This is a genomic window from Clostridium sp. (assembly GCF_030532265.1).
Lineage (GTDB): Bacteria > Bacillota > Clostridia > Clostridiales > Clostridiaceae > Clostridium.
Genome location: NZ_JAUNLM010000048.1, coordinates 1 through 16,200 on the forward strand (window position 1 = coordinate 1; position 16,200 = coordinate 16,200).

A 16,200-nucleotide genomic window follows, 5' to 3' on the forward strand; every position below is an offset into this window, starting at 1 on the left:
CATACAGAAGCTATATGTACTGGTTCTTTAGCAGGTCATAATGCAGTTAGATATTTTATGGGAATGCCTTTATTATCTTTACCTACAAGTTTAGCAATAGGTGATATAATTTCTTATTCAAATGAAAGAATTACAGAAGGTAAAGATAGAAAAAGTAGATATACTTTTGCAGGATCTATATACTTTAAAAGAATGCAAGAAGAAGGATTATATACAACTGATATAGATTTAATAAATAAAAAAATTAAAAAACTAAATTTAGATAATATATTTAATCAAAAATTAGTTTAAATTATAAAAAATTAATGTAATATAATATTATTAAATAATTATTGTACGGAGGATTAAATTATGGGACTTATGAATTTTTTTAAAAATACCTATAATAATGAACCTATTGAAGAAGAAAAAGATACGCCAATAGGTGGTTTTAACAATTGGAAAGAAGCTTTGGAATCAATGAAAAATGATCAAATTAACAGGCATAAAGAAAATATAAGTAATTATTTAGAAGAATTAATAAACACTAAAAATATAAATGATTTTAATATAGATAGCTTAAATAAAATAATAAATGAAAAAGCAATTTATTTTGAAGAAAATAAAGAAATATTAGAAAAAAAGTATAATGAAATAGATTATGATAAATTAATTTTAAAATTTAGCAACGATATAATAAATGAGTATAATTAAATAATTATACTCATTTACTTTATAAAAAACTAATAATTAATTCCACATTCTTTTATACTATTTATATCATCAGAACTACATGGTGTAACAGCGTAAGTCATATTACAATTATTACATTTACAAATTAACTTATCCATTATAAAAGTATTTCCACAAGAGCAAGTTATATTATGTAATTTCTTTGTTTGCATATTTTCAAATCCCTTACTTCTAACTAAATCTGCAACTTGTTTTCCATTATTTATTGTTGAACATCCACAAGACATTTTAAATCTCCTCCTAATTTTTAAAATAATGATATTATTATACTTAAAATTAAATATTTTTTCTGTAACATATGATACATCACAATTTTTTATAAATATAATATAGAATATTATTTTAAGTTTTACAAAAAATAATCATGAAATACACTTAATAAAATGAGGTGATTATTTGATTGATAATACTTTTCCTAAAATTTTTGATTTACAAGAAGAATTAAATCAACCTGGAATTGAACAAAAAATGAATCCAAAACCTGTATATGAACATAAAGATTATATGAATAATGGTAAAAGATTAAATGGGAAAATTGCAATAATAACAGGCGGTGATAGTGGAATTGGAAGAGCTGTTAGTTTAGCTTTTGCAAGAGAAGGAGCAACAGTTGTAATTGTATATTTAAATGAAAAAGAAGATGCAGACGAAACACTAAATTTAATAAAAAGATATAATAATAATTCTATAGGCATACAAGGTGATTTAGCTGATTATAATTTTTGTAAAAAGGTAATAAAAACAGTATCAGAAAAATATGGCATTATAGATATATTAGTTAATAATGCTGCTCAACAATATCCAGTTAAGTCAATATTAGAATTAACAAATGATCAGTTAATAAAAACATTTAGTATTAATGTATTCTCAGCCTTTTATTTAATTAAAGAAGCTCTTTCTTATATGAGTCCTGGAAGTTGTATAATAAATACTACTTCTGTTGTAGCTTATCATGGACACAAGGAACTTATTGATTACTCAGCTTCTAAAGGCGCATTAACATCACTTACTAGAAGCTTATCATTAAGCTTAGCAGATATGGGAATAAGAGTAAATGCAGTTGCGCCAGGTCCAATATGGACTCCGTTAATACCAGCATCATTTAAAAAAGATCAATTTAAAAGTTTTGGATCTAATACAGTTTTAAAAAGACCAGGGCAACCAGTTGAATTGGCAGAAGCATATGTTTTTTTAGCTAGTCAAAATGCTTCTTTTATAACTGGAGAAACTATACATGTTAATGGTGGAGAAATGATTAATAATTAAATTTACATTAAAAGGAGATTTATAATGGGTAAAAATAAGAAGAATATACAAAAAGGTGGAGCATTATCAAATTCTAAGATTAAAAGTTACAGAGAAAATTATAATAATGAAAATAAAACAAATAACAACCATAATCAATATTAGATTATATTAGCGAAGAAAAAGTTATTTTTCTTCGTTTTTTTATTTATGATTCAATAATATTTAATTTATTAATGAAAATTTTTTAATTTTAAGTTATAATAATTAGATGTGATTTACTACAGAAGCTATAAATTATTAGGAGGTATAAATGAAATATAGTATAAATGTACCAGTTGAATTTGAAGCTCGTGCAAAAGAAATGTTAATTAGTATAGATACTTTTTGTAATAATGTACTAAATGATGATTATTATAAAAAATGCATTAAATTAGTAGAGTTTTTAGCAAATACTGATGAAAATAAATTATTAAGAGGTAAAGTTAATACTTGGTCTGCTGGAGTGCTTCATGCAATCTTTTTTGTAAATGATACACTTAATAAAAAAGGTATAAGAATGGATGAATTAGCAGATTATTTTAAAGTTTCAGAGGGAACTATAGGTACTAAATCAAGAGAAATAAGAAAATTATTAAATATAGATAAAACTTCAAAGGAATGGAAAATAGAAGATTTATCTTCAAATGTTGAATGTTCAGGATGTAATTCTGAAAATAATGTTATTAATTTGTTCGATAATGCATTAAAATTAGATGATGTAGAAAAAGGGGCAAGTGAACTTAGAAAATGTGAAGAGCTTCTAAGAACCCAACTTGGACAAGACTACTTTGATAAATTTAAAGGTCAAATAGGCTTTTCTGCTGAAGGAGATTTTTACTTAACAATATTATCAACTTTATCTAATTATGAATTTGCTTTAGGTAATTATGATAGAAGTTTTAATATAGAAAAAGAAATATTAAATTTAGATGATTATGATTCTAGAAATGTAAGACATTCAATAGTGTTTAGAGCTTTAATGAATAAAGACTATGAATTTGCAAATTATATATTAGACAAGTATAGTGATGAAGATTGTATATTCTTTAAATATGGAAGAGTATTATATTATTACTATACAAATGATAGAAAAAATGCTAGAAAAGCCTTAAAAAAAGCTTTAAAACATAATCATTATTTTATAGATTGTTTAGTAGGAAAAATAAATCTAGTTGATGGTGAAATATCATCATATAGAAAAGGTAGTTTAGAAGAAGCTAGTTTATGTATAGAGTATAGTTTACCATTATGGACTAACGAAAAAATAGGAAAATGGATTATTAAAGCTTTAAATAAAATAAAATAAATAAAAAGCAAGATTTAAATCTTGCTTTTTATTTATGCTTTAATATATTATTACATTTATACATAAACATATATATAAAGGAGTTAATTTTGGAGGTAGATAATTTGGATTTTCTTCTTTATTTAGATGAATTATTGCTTAGAGGAATTTTTTCTATAACAGCTGAGGGATACATAGAAATTTTTTCACGTAAGAGAATATGTGATAAATCATTAACTGGAAGATTACATTGTGAAAATAAAGAAAGTGATTATTATGAAGACCGATTTTCAAAAGATAAAAGAGAAGGATATAAAGGATATACAAATTCTGATGCAAATACAAGAACAGTAGGATCAGAAAGTGATGAAATACTAGAAAATAGAGGTGCAATTAGAATTGAAGAAGAAGAAAAAAGAATTTATACTTTGTTTAGCTTTCATAATAAGTTAATAAATAATCTTTCTAAAAATAATCAATTAAAAACTATTCAAAACTTATGTAATGATTCTATAATAGAGGGGGACTATATAAGTTTAAATGGTCTTGTATGTCATGAGTCATTATATGAGTATATATCATCTCTTAAATTAATAATAGATTGTTTTGGTGTGGATAAACTAAATAGCATAAGAAAAGGAGATTCTATAATTGACTTTAATATTATAGATAGATTCCTTTCTGAGATGCAAATTAAATTAAGTGCTAATAATACTACTGATTTAATAGTACAATGTAATAATAGAGATGTTATATTAACTGTTAATAACTCATATTTTTTTAATAATAATTCTAATAAATTTGATAATATAGATTGCAATGTTAATATATTAGGTAAATTAGTTAAAAAATGTTCTAATAATAATAACATTCACTTTTTAAGAAAAACTGGACAGCAAAGTTTTAATGAACAAATGCTTGCTAAATGTATTAAAGAATTTGATTGTTTATTAGATATAGGTATAGTTCCACCTAAATGTCCAAGAATAAAGTGTACAGAAAATTCTTTTCAAGTAATTCCAATAAGTATGTATATATAAAGAAAGGATACTATACAAATGATTAATTATATAAATATATACTATCATATAAAAAAGCTTGATGAAAAATTTGTATTATACTATTTAATAAAAGATATTAATGATATAACCTTGATGAAAATAAGAAAAAAATTAAAGAGTGATTCTTTTAAAACAGCACATTATCATGGATTATATTATATTTTAAAAGATATAGTTTGTTTAATAGAACTAAAAAAAATAGATAAATATAGCAAAATAAAATTATTTACAGATAATAAAGATATAATATACAAAATAAACAATAATTATTTTACATTAAATGAAGATTTGGAATATATAAGCTTTTTCTTAAATCAAATATATGATTATAGTGCAATTTTAAATAAAAATGTATATGATATTATAAGAAAAAGTAGAAGAGTATCATTTTCATTATATAATGAATGTAAATGCATAGGCAAAACTTACAAAAAACTTATAAATAGAAACAGTACTTTAGTAATGTTAAAAAAGAATATAGAAACCTCAGAAGAAATTATATTTTTCGATTTTGAAATGAATTGCTTAGAAAATTTTAATGATGTAGAGATAATAAGTATTGGTGCTGTAAAAACTGATATTCATGGTAATATAAATTCTAAATTTTATGAGCTTATTAAACCAAAAAATATTTCAAAATTAACTTCAAAGTGTATAGAAATAACATCATTAAATCAAAATGATATAGATAATGCAAATAACTTTGAAACAGTGTTTGAAAAATTTTCAATATGGTGTGGAAATAAAAAGAAATTATTTATATACTGGGGTGGAAATGATATAAAAGTATTAAAAAATGATATAACTAGAAATAATTCAAATTTAGTAAAGATTTATTAGAAATTGAAAATGCTTTATCTTTAAAAAATGCTTTGTCAAAATATAATATTGAATTCTTAGGCAATCAACATGACTCTTTATTTGATAGTATTAATTTATCTATATTATATAAAAACTCTATGATTTAAACTTTAAAATAAAAAACAAATGCAATTATTAGCATTTGTTTTTTATTTTAAAGTGGATAAAAACATCCAATTATAATTCCAAGTATTAACCCACCTAAAACTTCAAAAGGTGTATGACCCAATAATTCTTTTAATTTTTTATTATCTAATTTAAATGTATTATCTTTTGATAAAATTAAGTTTAAAAGTTTTGCATGTTCACCAGCAGCACGTCTTATTCCCATTGCATCATACATTACAATAGATGCAAATACAAAAGCTAGTGCAAATATTGATGAGTCAAAACCATTTATTCTTCCTATTCCAATTGCTAAAGAAACTATAAAAGCTGAATGAGAACTTGGCATACCACCAGTTTCAAATAGCCTATTTAAATCAAATTTTTTTGTGTAAAAATAACCAAATACTATTTTTAATGCTTGAGCTATTATTAAAGATAATACACTTAAAATAATTAATTGATTTTTTATTATCATACTTATCACTCCATATATTTATTATACAATTTTATAGTATAAATATAATAGATTTTAAAATAAAATTTTAATTAAACGATGTAAATAAATATTTAATTAAGAAAACTTTTCAATATATTGTTAACTTATATTAAAAAATTTCTATATAAAATCAATTTAATTGTTTTATAAGTATTATAATATTTTTGAAATTATAGAAAAAATTTATCTTTATAAATAATATTTTTATATTTTTAGTTAATAATAAGATAGAATTATTTTTTAAGGAGCTGATAAATATACAAATACAAGTTATTACATCTATAATTTCTGCATGTTCAATATTAGCTGGTTCTGCAATGGGAGCTTGGTTTAGTTGGATTATAAATAATAAAATGCATAAAATTCAAAGAGAAGAACAACTTAATTTAATAAATTATAATAGAGATTATGAAAATCTTTTTAAAATAAAAGCAGTATGTGAAAACGCTAATACGATAAGGTTAGATATTTGTACATCTATTTATCAAAGCATACGTACAATATTAAATAAAGATGAATTAGGCTATATTTACACTATACCAATAAATAAAAATTTCTCATGTGCTGTTGCATCTCTCAGTGATAAATACACAATAAGAGAACTTAGTTACCTATATCAATTATATGGAATTATTGAAAAATTAAATAATGATATTTTAAACTTAGATATTGAAAATAAAAAAAATAAAGAACAAATATTATTAGGATTTAAATATATACTATTTAAAATATATGGCTATAATTATTTATCTATTTTAAAAGAAGACATAGAAAAGTTATCTTATGAAGATTTATATAAAAATTCATACATAAAAGAAGGTTATAAAAATATTTTTATTAAATTGGATTGTTCCTGTAAAGAAGAAGCTATACTTAGAAAAAAATTTATAAGCAAATCATCAAAAATAAAAAAATGCTAAAATAGTACATATTAATATGTACTATTTTAATAGCATTTTTTTTAGTTTATCTAATGTTGATTTCGTTTTATCTAAATTAAGAACATATTCATCTAAATTTGCATTTAAAAAATTTAATCCCCTATCTGTTATATGATATACCTTTTTACTTCTTTTATTAGATAAATCTTCACCACTCCATTTAGAAACTACATACTCTCTATCTTCTAGTTCATATAAACTTTCATAAACAGTACTAGAAGATACTGGGAAAGGCATAGTAGTTGAATCAAACATATCTCTAAAATCTGTAAGAATTTTATTTCCAAAAACAACTTCTCCTTTTGAAAGTTCCTTTAATATATAAAGCATATATAACATTTTTGTATTAACAACATTTCTTGGAGCGATAATACGATTACGCTTGTCCATAAATTAAACCTCCTTATTTAAATATATAATTATATTTTAACAAAATATATAAATAAACAAAAATAAATTACTCAACAAATTGAAAAAAAAGAATATTATATAGTAACAGAAGAAAAGGAGTGGTAAACTCATGAATAGATGTTGTAATAATTATAATTGTAACAGATGCAATAGATGTGGATATAATAATAACTATAATAATTTTAATAACTGTAGAGGTAGAGGTTGTGGATTTGGCGGTTGTGGAATAAGTCCATTGTTATTGTTATTATTTTTTAATGGTGGATTTTTCTTTTAAATAAAAAGCTTAGGTGTTTTTCACCTAAGCTTTGTTTATTAATTAAAGTACTATATTTTCTTGTAAAACCTTAATTTAATATATATAATCATATAGGAATAGAAAGATGGAGTGATATTTTATGGAAGAAAGATTACAAAAATTTATGGCTAAATGCGGTGTTGCATCAAGAAGAAAATGTGAGCAATTTATATTAGAAGGTAAAGTAAAAGTAAATGGAAAAGTTGTAAATGAATTAGGAGTAAAGGTTATTGAAAATAAAGACAAAGTTGAATTTAATAATAAAATAATAGTACCTGAAGAAAAAAAAGTTTACTTTGCTTTAAATAAGCCAGTTGGATATATAACTTCATTAAAAGATGAAAAGGGAAGAAAAACTATTTTAGATATAGTTAAAGTTAATGAAAGAATATTTCCAATAGGGAGATTAGATTACGATAGTTCAGGTTTGTTAATTCTTACAAATGATGGAGATATATATAATAAAATAATACACCCAAGAGTTTCTATAGATAAGAAATATATAGCAACAGTAAAGGGTAAATTTACAAAAGAAGAAATGATTAAATTTAGTAATGGAGTTGATATAGGAGGTTATATAACTTCTTATGCTTCTATCAAAGAAATCTCTTCTAAAAACAATATTTCCACAGTTGAAATAATAATTCACGAAGGAAAAAATAGACAAATAAGAAAGATGTGTTCTACATTTGGACATGATGTTATAAATCTTAAAAGAGTATCTATTGGAGAAATTTCTCTTGGGTACCTTAAGACGGGAGAGTATAGAGACTTAACTGAAGAAGAATTAAACTACATAAATTCATTATAATTATTATAGAAAGAAGTGTTAAATATGTTTAAATACGTATCTGATATTAGTGAACTATCACACTACATAATAAAAAACTTTTTAACAAATAAAAATATAGCAATTGATGCTACGTTAGGTAATGGACATGATACAGATTTTTTAAGTGACCAATTTTCCAGTGTATATTCTTTTGATATACAAAAAAATGCTTGTGATAGATACAAAGATAAAAAAATTTCAAATGTTACTGTAATTTGTGATTCTCATCATAAACTAGACAAATATATAAATTCTAAAGTAGATTGTATAATGTATAATCTTGGTTTTTTACCTGGAGCATCAAAAGATATAACAACATTGCATGAAACATCTCTTCTTAGTATAAAAATAGGATTAAAACTTTTAAATAGCAATGGAATTATGTCTATATGTATATATACTGGGCATGATGAAGGAAAAAAAGAAAAAACTTGCATATTAGATTACTTGGAAAATTTGCCTAAAAATGAGTTTGGGGTAATGATTCATAAATACTTAAACAGAAGCAAGACTGCACCAATGCTAGTTATTGTTGAAAAGAAATAACTTTTAAAAACTTAATTTTAAGCATATAATTCGACTTGAACTTTATATAATAAACTTAACACACATGAAATTTTTATTGAAAAATATATCATTTAATGTTAAAATTATATGACTAAAGATTGTTATAAGTAGGTAGATAATTATGGATAAGAATTTGAATGAAAATAAAGATTTAATGCGATTAATACAAATTAAGTTTCAAAGATTAAGTAAAGGACAAAAGTTAATAGCTGAATATATTTTAAATAATTATGATAAAGCAGCTTTTATGACTGCAGCTAAACTTGGAATATCTGTTGGGGTGTCAGAATCAACTGTAGTTAGATTTGCTAATGAACTTGGATTTAGTGGATATCCAAAGTTACAAAAAGCACTTCAAGAATTAATAAAAAATAAACTTACTACTGTTCAAAGATTAGAATTATCTAATGAATACATATCAGATAGTGATTCATTAAAAGGTGTTTTAAAGGCAGATATTGAAAATATTAGAGCTACTTTAGAAAAAATTAATCCAGATGTATTTGAGGAAGTTGTAAATGAAATATTTAAAGCTAACAATATATATATTTTAGGGTTAAGAAGTTCAACTGCTGTAGCAGAATTTTTAGGATTTTATTTAAATATAATACTTCAAAACGTGAGAACAGTTAGATATGGTATATCTGATATTTTTGAGCAGATGATAAATGTTAAAGAGGGGGATTTAGTAATAGGAATAGGCTTCCCAAGATACGCTTCAAAAACTATAGCTGCTCTTGATTTTTCAAAAAATAAAGGAGCAAAAGTTGTAGCTATAACAGATAGCTTAATATCTCCATTAGCAGCTAAAGCTGATTTAACATTGATTGCTCAAAGCAATATGGCATCATTTGTAGATTCTTTAGTAGCGCCTCTTTCTCTTATTAATGCTTTAATTATTTCTGTTGGAATGAGAGAAAAAGAAAATATAGCTGATATATTTGGATCATTAGAAGCTATATGGCAAGACTATAATGTATATCAAATCAATAATAAAACAATTGGGGACAATGATAATTAATAGTTTTTAATTTAGATGTGTATTTTTTAGTACACATCTTTTTTTATATGCTTTAGTATAGTAAAATGATTTTAGCATAATTTAAGGAGCTGATTAAATGAAAAAAGTAGTAGTTATAGGTGCAGGCCCGGCAGGAATGATGGCTGCAATAACTGCAAGTAATTGTAATGAAGTAATTTTATTAGATGGTAATGATAGATTAGGTAAAAAATTATTTATAACTGGAAAAGGTCGTTGTAATGTAACTAATAATAAAGACATATCTGAATTTTTTGATTACATACCTGGAAATCCTTATTTCCTTTATAGTGCTTTATATACATTTACAAATGTAGATACTATAAATTTTTTTGAAAAAGAAGGTATAAAATTAAAAGTTGAAAGAGGCGGGAGAGTCTTCCCAAAATCTGATAAATCTTCAGATATTATAAAAGGTTTAAAAAATGCACTTCAAAATAAAAATATAAAAATAATGTTAAATAGTTTAGTAAAAGATATAATAAAAAAAGATGATAAAATTGTTTCCGTTATATTAGAAAATGGTAAAGAAATATTAGGAGATCATTTTATTTTAGCAACAGGAGGAGCTTCATATCCGTTAACAGGTTCAAAAGGGGATGGCCAAAGATTTGCAAAAAATATTGGTCATAATATAAAAGAATTAAAACCATCTTTAGTTCCAATAGAAATAAAAGAACCTATCGTCACAGAATTAATGGGATTATCTTTAAAAAATATATCTTTGAAGATTTACGAAGATAATAAAAAAGTATATGAAAATATAGGTGAAATGATTTTCACCCATTTTGGAATATCAGGTCCTTTAGTTCTAACTGGTAGTAGATTTATAAAGGATAATAAAAAATATAAGGTTTCTTTAGATTTAAAACCTGCTTTAACTGAAAAAGAATTAGATTTAAGAGTTCAAAAAGATTTTAAAAAATATATAAACAAAGATTTTAAAAACTCATTAGATGATCTATTACCTAAAAAATTAATTCCTGTAATAATTAGATTATCTAATATAGATGAAAATAAAAAGGTAAATGAAATAACTAAAGAAGAAAGAAAAGGTCTTGTTTTTCTAATAAAGAATTTTAATCTTAATGTAAAAAATTTAAGATCTATTGATGAAGCAATTGTTACTGCTGGTGGAGTAGATACAAAAGAAATAGATCCATCAACTATGAAAAGTAAACTTATAAAAAATCTATCTTTTGCAGGAGAAGTTATTGATGTAGATGCATTTACTGGAGGGTATAATGTACAAATAGCTTTATCTACGGGATATGTTGCAGGTAGCAATATTTAAAAGACTTGTTATAAAATAAATAAAATTATATAATTAGTTTTGTAATTGTTTATTAGAAAGGTGGAGAAATTTTGAAAATTTCAGTTGCAATAGATGGTCCTGCAGGTGCAGGAAAAAGTACAATAGCTAAGTTAGTAGCTAAAGAATTTGATTTAATGTATATAAATACAGGGGCTATGTATAGAGCAGTAGCTTTAAAAGCTTCACAAAATAATTTAAAACCAAACGATATTGATAAAATATGCGAATTAATAAAAACTATGGAAATGCATTTTGAAAATGATGATTTAATTTTAAACGGTAAAAATGTTCAAGAAGAACTAACTATGCCAGAAATAAGTTCTATAGTTTCAGCTTATGCATCAATACCTGAAGTTAGAAAAATGCTTGTAAAGCTTCAACAAAATATGTCTAAAAAATATAATGTTATAATGGATGGTAGAGATATTGGAACTGTTGTTTTAAAAGATTCAAAATTTAAGATATTTTTAACTGCAACTCCAGAAGAAAGAGCAGATAGAAGATATACTGAATTAAAAAATAGAAATATAGATTGTTCATATGATGAAATATTAAAAGATATAATTAGACGAGATTATGAAGATAGCAATAGAGCTACAGATCCATTAAGAAAAGCTGATGATGCTATAGAAATAGATACAACTGGGTTAAACATAGTAGAAGTAACAGAAAAAATAAATAATTTTATAAGAGAAAATTTTAATAAATAAAATTTATGAGGAATTTAAAATGAGAGAGATTATACTAGCTAAAAACTCTGGATTTTGCTTTGGAGTAAAAAGAGCTGTAGATAAAACTATTGAAATAAAAAATAATTATAATAAGAGAATTTATACATTAGGACCTCTTATTCATAATAATGATGTAGTTAAATTTTTAGAAAAAAACGATGTATTTTCAATAAATATTGAAGATATTGATAAATTAGCTCCTAATGATGTAATTATTGTAAGATCTCATGGAGTTTCAGAAGAAACTTTAAACGAATTAAATAAAAGAGGTTTAAAAGTTGTAAATGCTACATGTCCATTTGTTACTAATATTCAAAAAAAGGTTAAAAAATATTCTGAAGAAGGTTATGATATAGTTATACTTGGTGATAAAAACCACCCAGAAGTAATTGGTATAAATGGATGGTGTAATAATAAAGCTACTATAACAAAAAATGGTGAATTTACTGAAGGCAAATATCATTTTGGTAAGACTTGTGTTGTATCTCAAACTACTGAAAAGGAATCTAATTGGAATAAAACTGTTTCAAATCTAGAAAAAATGACAGATAACCTTTTACAATTTAATACTATTTGTCTAGCTACAGAAGAAAGACAAAAAAGTGCATTTGAACTTTCAAAAGAAGTAGATGCTATGATTGTAATAGGCGGGAAAAATAGTTCTAACACAAATAAGTTATACCAAATTTCAAAAGAAAATTGTATAAATACTATTCATATAGAAAACGTTAGTGCATTACCAAATGATTTTATAAATAATGAAAACTTTAAAAAAATTGGTGTTACTGCTGGTGCTTCTACACCAGAATGGATAATAAGGGAGGTTATTGAAGTTATGGAAAATACAAATAACGAACAATTACAATTGATGAATGAAATCGATAAAAGATTATTTACTGGAAGTGAAATTGAAGGTGAAATACTTTCAATATTAAATGATGAAGTAGTTATTTCACTTACTGGATATAAATCAGATGGAGTTATCCCATTTAAAGAATTAACTGCTAAAGAAGATCCAAAAGCATATGCAAAAACTTTAAATGTTGGTGATAAATTAAAAGCTAAAGTTATAAAACTTAATAATGATAATGGATTTGTTGTTCTATCAAGATTAGAATATGAAAAAGAAGAAATCCTAAATACACTTCAAAAAATGTTTGATGAAAAATCTACATTTGAATTAAAAATTTCAGAAATAAAAGAAAAAGGATTAGTTGGTTACTTTGGAGGTATACGTGTTTTTATTCCATCATCACAAATTGATATGAAATTTGTTAATGATAAAGAATCTTACAAAGGAAAAACTTTAAATGTTAAATTAATAGATTTTAATAAAGAAAATCCTTCAAGAGTTGTAGCATCAAGTAGAATTGTACAAGAATTAGAAAAAGAAGCTAAAGAAAACTTAGTTTTTGATTCACTAAAAGTTGGAGATGTTGTAAAGGCTGAAGTTAAAAGATTTACTGATTTTGGAGCTTTTGCTGAAGTAAATGGGGTTGATGGTTTAATACATCTTTCACAAATATCTTGGAATCATGTAAAAAAAGCTCAAGATTATTTAAAGAGTGGAGATATAATTGATGTTAAAGTTATTGATTTAGATAAAGAAAATAAAAAACTTTCTTTAAGTATTAAAGAGCTTACTCCTGAACCATGGAGCAATATAACAGAAAGATATCCAGAAGGATCTATTGTTTTAGGCAAAGTAGTAAGATTGAATGATTTTGGAGCTTTTGTTGAATTAGAACCTGGTGTTGATGGATTAGTTCATATATCAAAAATAAGTCATGATAGAATAGATCATCCAAAGGACATATTATCAGTTGGAGAAGATGTAAAAGCTAAAATATTATCTGTTGATGAATCAAATAAACGTATAAGCTTAAGTATAAAAGATATTTAGTAGTAAATGATAACCCCTTTATTAAAGGGGTTATTTTATAATAATTTATGGGGTGGATATTTTTATATGGTACAATATGAGAAATTAAGCAATAAAAATTTCTCTAAGTTAGAAATTTTAATAAATGAATCTTTAAATTTTAATAAATATAAAAATAACTTTATTAAATATTATTTCAAATCAAATTTATTTAAAAAATCACTTCTTAAAAATAACTTAATATTAATTTTATTGAACAAACAATATATTGGTTATATTTGGTTTGATTATAACGATATAGATACAATAATTATAAATGATACTTATATAAAAAATAATTATGTAGATTTAGTAAAATTTAATGATATACCTAAACTTAATGGCAAAATATTAATTTATCAAACATATGAAGATAAATTAACAACTAATATTTTATTATCAAATTTGTTTATCCGTTCTAAACAAACAAAATTATTAAAATATAATATAAAAACTAAATTAAATATAAATTCCAATGTTAGCTTTAGAAAATTTAATAAAAATAAAGATGAATTTCTAAGATGCAATATTCAAAATTCTATATTTTATGATAAATCTAGACTTCCTTTAAAACCTAAAGATATACGTTTTGAAGAAAAACAATCTTACTATAATGAAAATTTTTGTATTTTTATTTTAGATTCTAATAATAATGAAATTGGTTATGGACAAATAATATTTAATAACAACATATATACAATAGTTAATCTAGGTATAATTAGTGAATATAGAAGTAAAGGATATGGTGAAGATTTACTTATCTATCTAATAAACTTAGCGTATAAAAATAATATATCGGAAATATTTATAAGAGTTGAAGAAAATAATTTTAAAGCGTTTAATCTTTATAAAAAAATAGGTTTTCAAATGATTGGAGATTATGCTACTTGGATAAGACCTTAATTCATAAAATTAAAAAACGCTTTAAATTGATTATAAAATTTAATATAATATATAAGACTATTTAAACAAGTGATTTTTATTGAAAAGGAGATTATTATGTCAAATACAAAAGATTTAAAATATTGTATAGAAACTTGGGGATGCCAAATGAATGAGGAGGATTCTGAAAAACTTTCAGGTATGCTTAAAAGAATTGGCTATACAAGAACTGAAAATAAAGAAGAAGCATCTATAATATTATTTAATACTTGTTGTGTTAGAGAAAATGCTGAAAATAAGGTTTTTGGTAATCTTGGAGCATTAAAAAAACTTAAAGAAAAAAATAAAGATTTAATAATAGGTATTTGTGGATGTATGATGCAACAAAAAGGAATGGCAGATAAGATATTATCAAAATTTCCATATGTTAATATAATTTTTGGAACTCATAACGCATATAAATTCCCAGAGTACTTAAATAGAGTAAAAACTGAAGGTGTACAAGTAAAAGAGATTTTTAATAAAGAAACTGATATAGTTGAAGGTATTCCAGTAGATAGAGAAAGTGATGTAAAGGCATATGTTACAATAATGTATGGTTGTAATAACTTCTGCACATATTGTATAGTACCTTACGTTAGAGGAAGAGAAAGAAGTAGAAAACCAGAAGAAATATTAAAAGAAATTAAAGATTTAGTAAGCAAAGGATATAAAGAAATAACATTATTAGGTCAAAATGTTAACTCATATGGAAAAGGCTTAGAAGAAGATATTGATTTTGCAAAATTATTAAGAATGATTAATGAGGTTGAAGGATTAGAAAGAGTTAGATTTATGACTTCACATCCAAAAGATTTAAATGAAGATGTAATTTTAGCTATAAAAGAATGCGATAAACTTTGTGAGCAAATACATTTACCAGTTCAAAGTGGATCAGATAGAATATTAAAAGAAATGAATAGACATTATGATAGAAAACATTACATGGGATTAATAGAAAAAATAAAAAAAGAAATTCCAGATGTAACTATAACAACAGATATTATTGTTGGATTTCCAGGTGAAACAGAAGAAGATTTCGAAGATACATTAAGTCTTGTAAATGAAGTAAAATATGATTCAGCATTTACTTTTATATATTCAAGAAGAAACCATACACCGGCAGATAAAATGGATAATCAAGTACCTGATTCTGTTAAACATGAAAGATTTAATAGACTTGTTGATGCTGTTAATAAAGCCGTAATAGAAAACAACAAAAAATATGAAGGTAGAACACTTGAAGTACTAGTTGAAGGAAAAAGTAAAAATGATGATACTAAATTAATGGGAAGAAGTAGAAATGGTAAATTAGTAAATTTTGAAGGAGATGAATCCTTAATTGGAACTCTTGTAGATTTAAAAATTGTTCGTGCACAGCCATTTTCACTTAT

The 16,200-nt window shown here is 23.7% G+C and carries 18 protein-coding genes and 1 pseudogene; 16 read left to right on the forward strand and 3 right to left on the reverse strand.

The features are described 5' to 3' along the window. Positions 1-291: pseudogene (locus Q4E08_RS09550) on the forward strand (FAD-dependent oxidoreductase); the annotation flags it as partial. 60 nt (positions 292-351) lie between these two features. After that, on the forward strand, positions 352-693 hold the full coding sequence (locus Q4E08_RS09555; protein ID WP_303130518.1) for a hypothetical protein: 342 nt from the start codon (positions 352-354) through the stop codon (positions 691-693). Positions 694-722: 29 nt separating this feature from the next. On the opposite strand, the gene Q4E08_RS09560 is transcribed toward Q4E08_RS09555, so the two are convergent. After that, positions 723-959: a hypothetical protein gene (locus tag Q4E08_RS09560; RefSeq protein WP_303130519.1), complete on the reverse strand. Its 237-nt coding sequence runs from the start codon at positions 957-959 to the stop codon at positions 723-725. 169 nt (positions 960-1,128) lie between these two features. On the opposite strand from Q4E08_RS09560, the gene Q4E08_RS09565 reads away from it, so the two are divergent. The 4 genes from Q4E08_RS09565 (at position 1,129) to Q4E08_RS09580 (ending at position 5,205) form a co-directional block, all read left to right on the forward strand. After that, positions 1,129-1,998 (forward strand): SDR family oxidoreductase, encoded by an 870-nt coding sequence (locus Q4E08_RS09565; protein ID WP_368410169.1) that lies wholly within the window; start codon positions 1,129-1,131, stop codon positions 1,996-1,998. 292 nt (positions 1,999-2,290) lie between these two features. Then, entirely contained in the window at positions 2,291-3,325 is a 1,035-nt protein-coding gene (locus Q4E08_RS09570; protein WP_303130522.1) for a DUF6398 domain-containing protein, read from the forward strand. Between the two features lie 104 nt (positions 3,326-3,429). Further along, positions 3,430-4,344 (forward strand): hypothetical protein, encoded by a 915-nt coding sequence (locus Q4E08_RS09575; protein ID WP_303130523.1) that lies wholly within the window; start codon positions 3,430-3,432, stop codon positions 4,342-4,344. 18 nt (positions 4,345-4,362) lie between these two features. Then, on the forward strand, positions 4,363-5,205 hold the full coding sequence (locus Q4E08_RS09580) for an exonuclease domain-containing protein (RefSeq protein ID WP_303130525.1): 843 nt from the start codon (positions 4,363-4,365) through the stop codon (positions 5,203-5,205). Positions 5,206-5,380: 175 nt separating this feature from the next. Here the strand turns inward: Q4E08_RS09580 and Q4E08_RS09585 are convergent, their stop codons facing one another. Further along, positions 5,381-5,809 carry a divergent PAP2 family protein gene (locus Q4E08_RS09585; protein WP_303130526.1) on the reverse strand — a complete coding sequence of 143 codons (429 nt, stop codon included), beginning with the start codon at positions 5,807-5,809 and terminating at the stop codon, positions 5,381-5,383. Positions 5,810-6,147: 338 nt separating this feature from the next. Between Q4E08_RS09585 and Q4E08_RS09590 the strand changes: the two genes are divergently transcribed. After that, positions 6,148-6,750 carry a hypothetical protein gene (locus tag Q4E08_RS09590; RefSeq protein ID WP_303130527.1) on the forward strand — a complete coding sequence of 201 codons (603 nt, stop codon included), beginning with the start codon at positions 6,148-6,150 and terminating at the stop codon, positions 6,748-6,750. Between the two features lie 21 nt (positions 6,751-6,771). On the opposite strand, the gene Q4E08_RS09595 is transcribed toward Q4E08_RS09590, so the two are convergent. Next, positions 6,772-7,161 (reverse strand): PadR family transcriptional regulator, encoded by a 390-nt coding sequence (locus Q4E08_RS09595; RefSeq protein WP_303130529.1) that lies wholly within the window; start codon positions 7,159-7,161, stop codon positions 6,772-6,774. A 130-nt stretch (positions 7,162-7,291) separates the two neighbouring features. Here Q4E08_RS09595 and Q4E08_RS09600 point away from each other — a divergent pair, with 130 nt between their 5' ends. The 9 genes from Q4E08_RS09600 to miaB all read left to right on the forward strand — a co-directional run. Then, complete coding sequence (locus tag Q4E08_RS09600; protein ID WP_303130530.1) at positions 7,292-7,459, forward strand: hypothetical protein; 168 nt, start codon at positions 7,292-7,294, stop codon at positions 7,457-7,459. Positions 7,460-7,580: 121 nt separating this feature from the next. Further along, positions 7,581-8,291, forward strand: a complete 711-nt coding sequence (locus Q4E08_RS09605) for a pseudouridine synthase (protein WP_303130532.1) — start codon at positions 7,581-7,583, stop codon at positions 8,289-8,291. Positions 8,292-8,315: 24 nt separating this feature from the next. Next, entirely contained in the window at positions 8,316-8,858 is a 543-nt protein-coding gene (locus Q4E08_RS09610) for a class I SAM-dependent methyltransferase (protein WP_303130533.1), read from the forward strand. Positions 8,859-9,000: 142 nt separating this feature from the next. Next, positions 9,001-9,900: a MurR/RpiR family transcriptional regulator gene (locus tag Q4E08_RS09615; RefSeq protein ID WP_303130535.1), complete on the forward strand. Its 900-nt coding sequence runs from the start codon at positions 9,001-9,003 to the stop codon at positions 9,898-9,900. Between the two features lie 97 nt (positions 9,901-9,997). Then, positions 9,998-11,212, forward strand: a complete 1,215-nt coding sequence (locus Q4E08_RS09620) for an NAD(P)/FAD-dependent oxidoreductase (RefSeq protein WP_303130536.1) — start codon at positions 9,998-10,000, stop codon at positions 11,210-11,212. Between the two features lie 71 nt (positions 11,213-11,283). After that, entirely contained in the window at positions 11,284-11,943 is a 660-nt protein-coding gene (gene cmk, locus Q4E08_RS09625; RefSeq protein WP_303130537.1) for a (d)CMP kinase, read from the forward strand. Between the two features lie 19 nt (positions 11,944-11,962). Further along, positions 11,963-13,867: a bifunctional 4-hydroxy-3-methylbut-2-enyl diphosphate reductase/30S ribosomal protein S1 gene (locus Q4E08_RS09630; RefSeq protein ID WP_303130539.1), complete on the forward strand. Its 1,905-nt coding sequence runs from the start codon at positions 11,963-11,965 to the stop codon at positions 13,865-13,867. A 66-nt stretch (positions 13,868-13,933) separates the two neighbouring features. Then, positions 13,934-14,788, forward strand: coding sequence for a GNAT family N-acetyltransferase (locus tag Q4E08_RS09635; protein WP_303130540.1), 855 nt, complete (start codon positions 13,934-13,936; stop codon positions 14,786-14,788). A gap of 96 nt (positions 14,789-14,884) precedes the next feature. Then, positions 14,885-16,200: tRNA (N6-isopentenyl adenosine(37)-C2)-methylthiotransferase MiaB (gene miaB / locus Q4E08_RS09640; RefSeq protein ID WP_303130541.1), on the forward strand; the 1,316-nt coding region annotated here is incomplete at its 3' end.

What these genes read in the sequence shown, in the direction of transcription:
- Q4E08_RS09560 (WP_303130519.1), bottom strand. Translation starts at nt 959, where the DNA reads ATGTCTTGTGGATGTTCAACAATAAATAATGGAAAACAAGTTGCAGAT.
- Q4E08_RS09605 (WP_303130532.1), top strand. Translation starts at nt 7,581, where the DNA reads ATGGAAGAAAGATTACAAAAATTTATGGCTAAATGCGGTGTTGCATCA.
- Q4E08_RS09570 (WP_303130522.1), top strand. Translation starts at nt 2,291, where the DNA reads ATGAAATATAGTATAAATGTACCAGTTGAATTTGAAGCTCGTGCAAAA.
- Q4E08_RS09630 (WP_303130539.1), top strand. Translation starts at nt 11,963, where the DNA reads ATGAGAGAGATTATACTAGCTAAAAACTCTGGATTTTGCTTTGGAGTA.
- Q4E08_RS09555 (WP_303130518.1), top strand. Translation starts at nt 352, where the DNA reads ATGGGACTTATGAATTTTTTTAAAAATACCTATAATAATGAACCTATT.
- Q4E08_RS09580 (WP_303130525.1), top strand. Translation starts at nt 4,363, where the DNA reads ATGATTAATTATATAAATATATACTATCATATAAAAAAGCTTGATGAA.
- Q4E08_RS09610 (WP_303130533.1), top strand. Translation starts at nt 8,316, where the DNA reads ATGTTTAAATACGTATCTGATATTAGTGAACTATCACACTACATAATA.
- Q4E08_RS09635 (WP_303130540.1), top strand. Translation starts at nt 13,934, where the DNA reads ATGGTACAATATGAGAAATTAAGCAATAAAAATTTCTCTAAGTTAGAA.
- Q4E08_RS09585 (WP_303130526.1), bottom strand. Translation starts at nt 5,809, where the DNA reads ATGATAATAAAAAATCAATTAATTATTTTAAGTGTATTATCTTTAATA.
- Q4E08_RS09590 (WP_303130527.1), top strand. Translation starts at nt 6,148, where the DNA reads ATGGGAGCTTGGTTTAGTTGGATTATAAATAATAAAATGCATAAAATT.
- Q4E08_RS09600 (WP_303130530.1), top strand. Translation starts at nt 7,292, where the DNA reads ATGAATAGATGTTGTAATAATTATAATTGTAACAGATGCAATAGATGT.
- Q4E08_RS09595 (WP_303130529.1), bottom strand. Translation starts at nt 7,161, where the DNA reads ATGGACAAGCGTAATCGTATTATCGCTCCAAGAAATGTTGTTAATACA.
- Q4E08_RS09615 (WP_303130535.1), top strand. Translation starts at nt 9,001, where the DNA reads ATGGATAAGAATTTGAATGAAAATAAAGATTTAATGCGATTAATACAA.
- Q4E08_RS09620 (WP_303130536.1), top strand. Translation starts at nt 9,998, where the DNA reads ATGAAAAAAGTAGTAGTTATAGGTGCAGGCCCGGCAGGAATGATGGCT.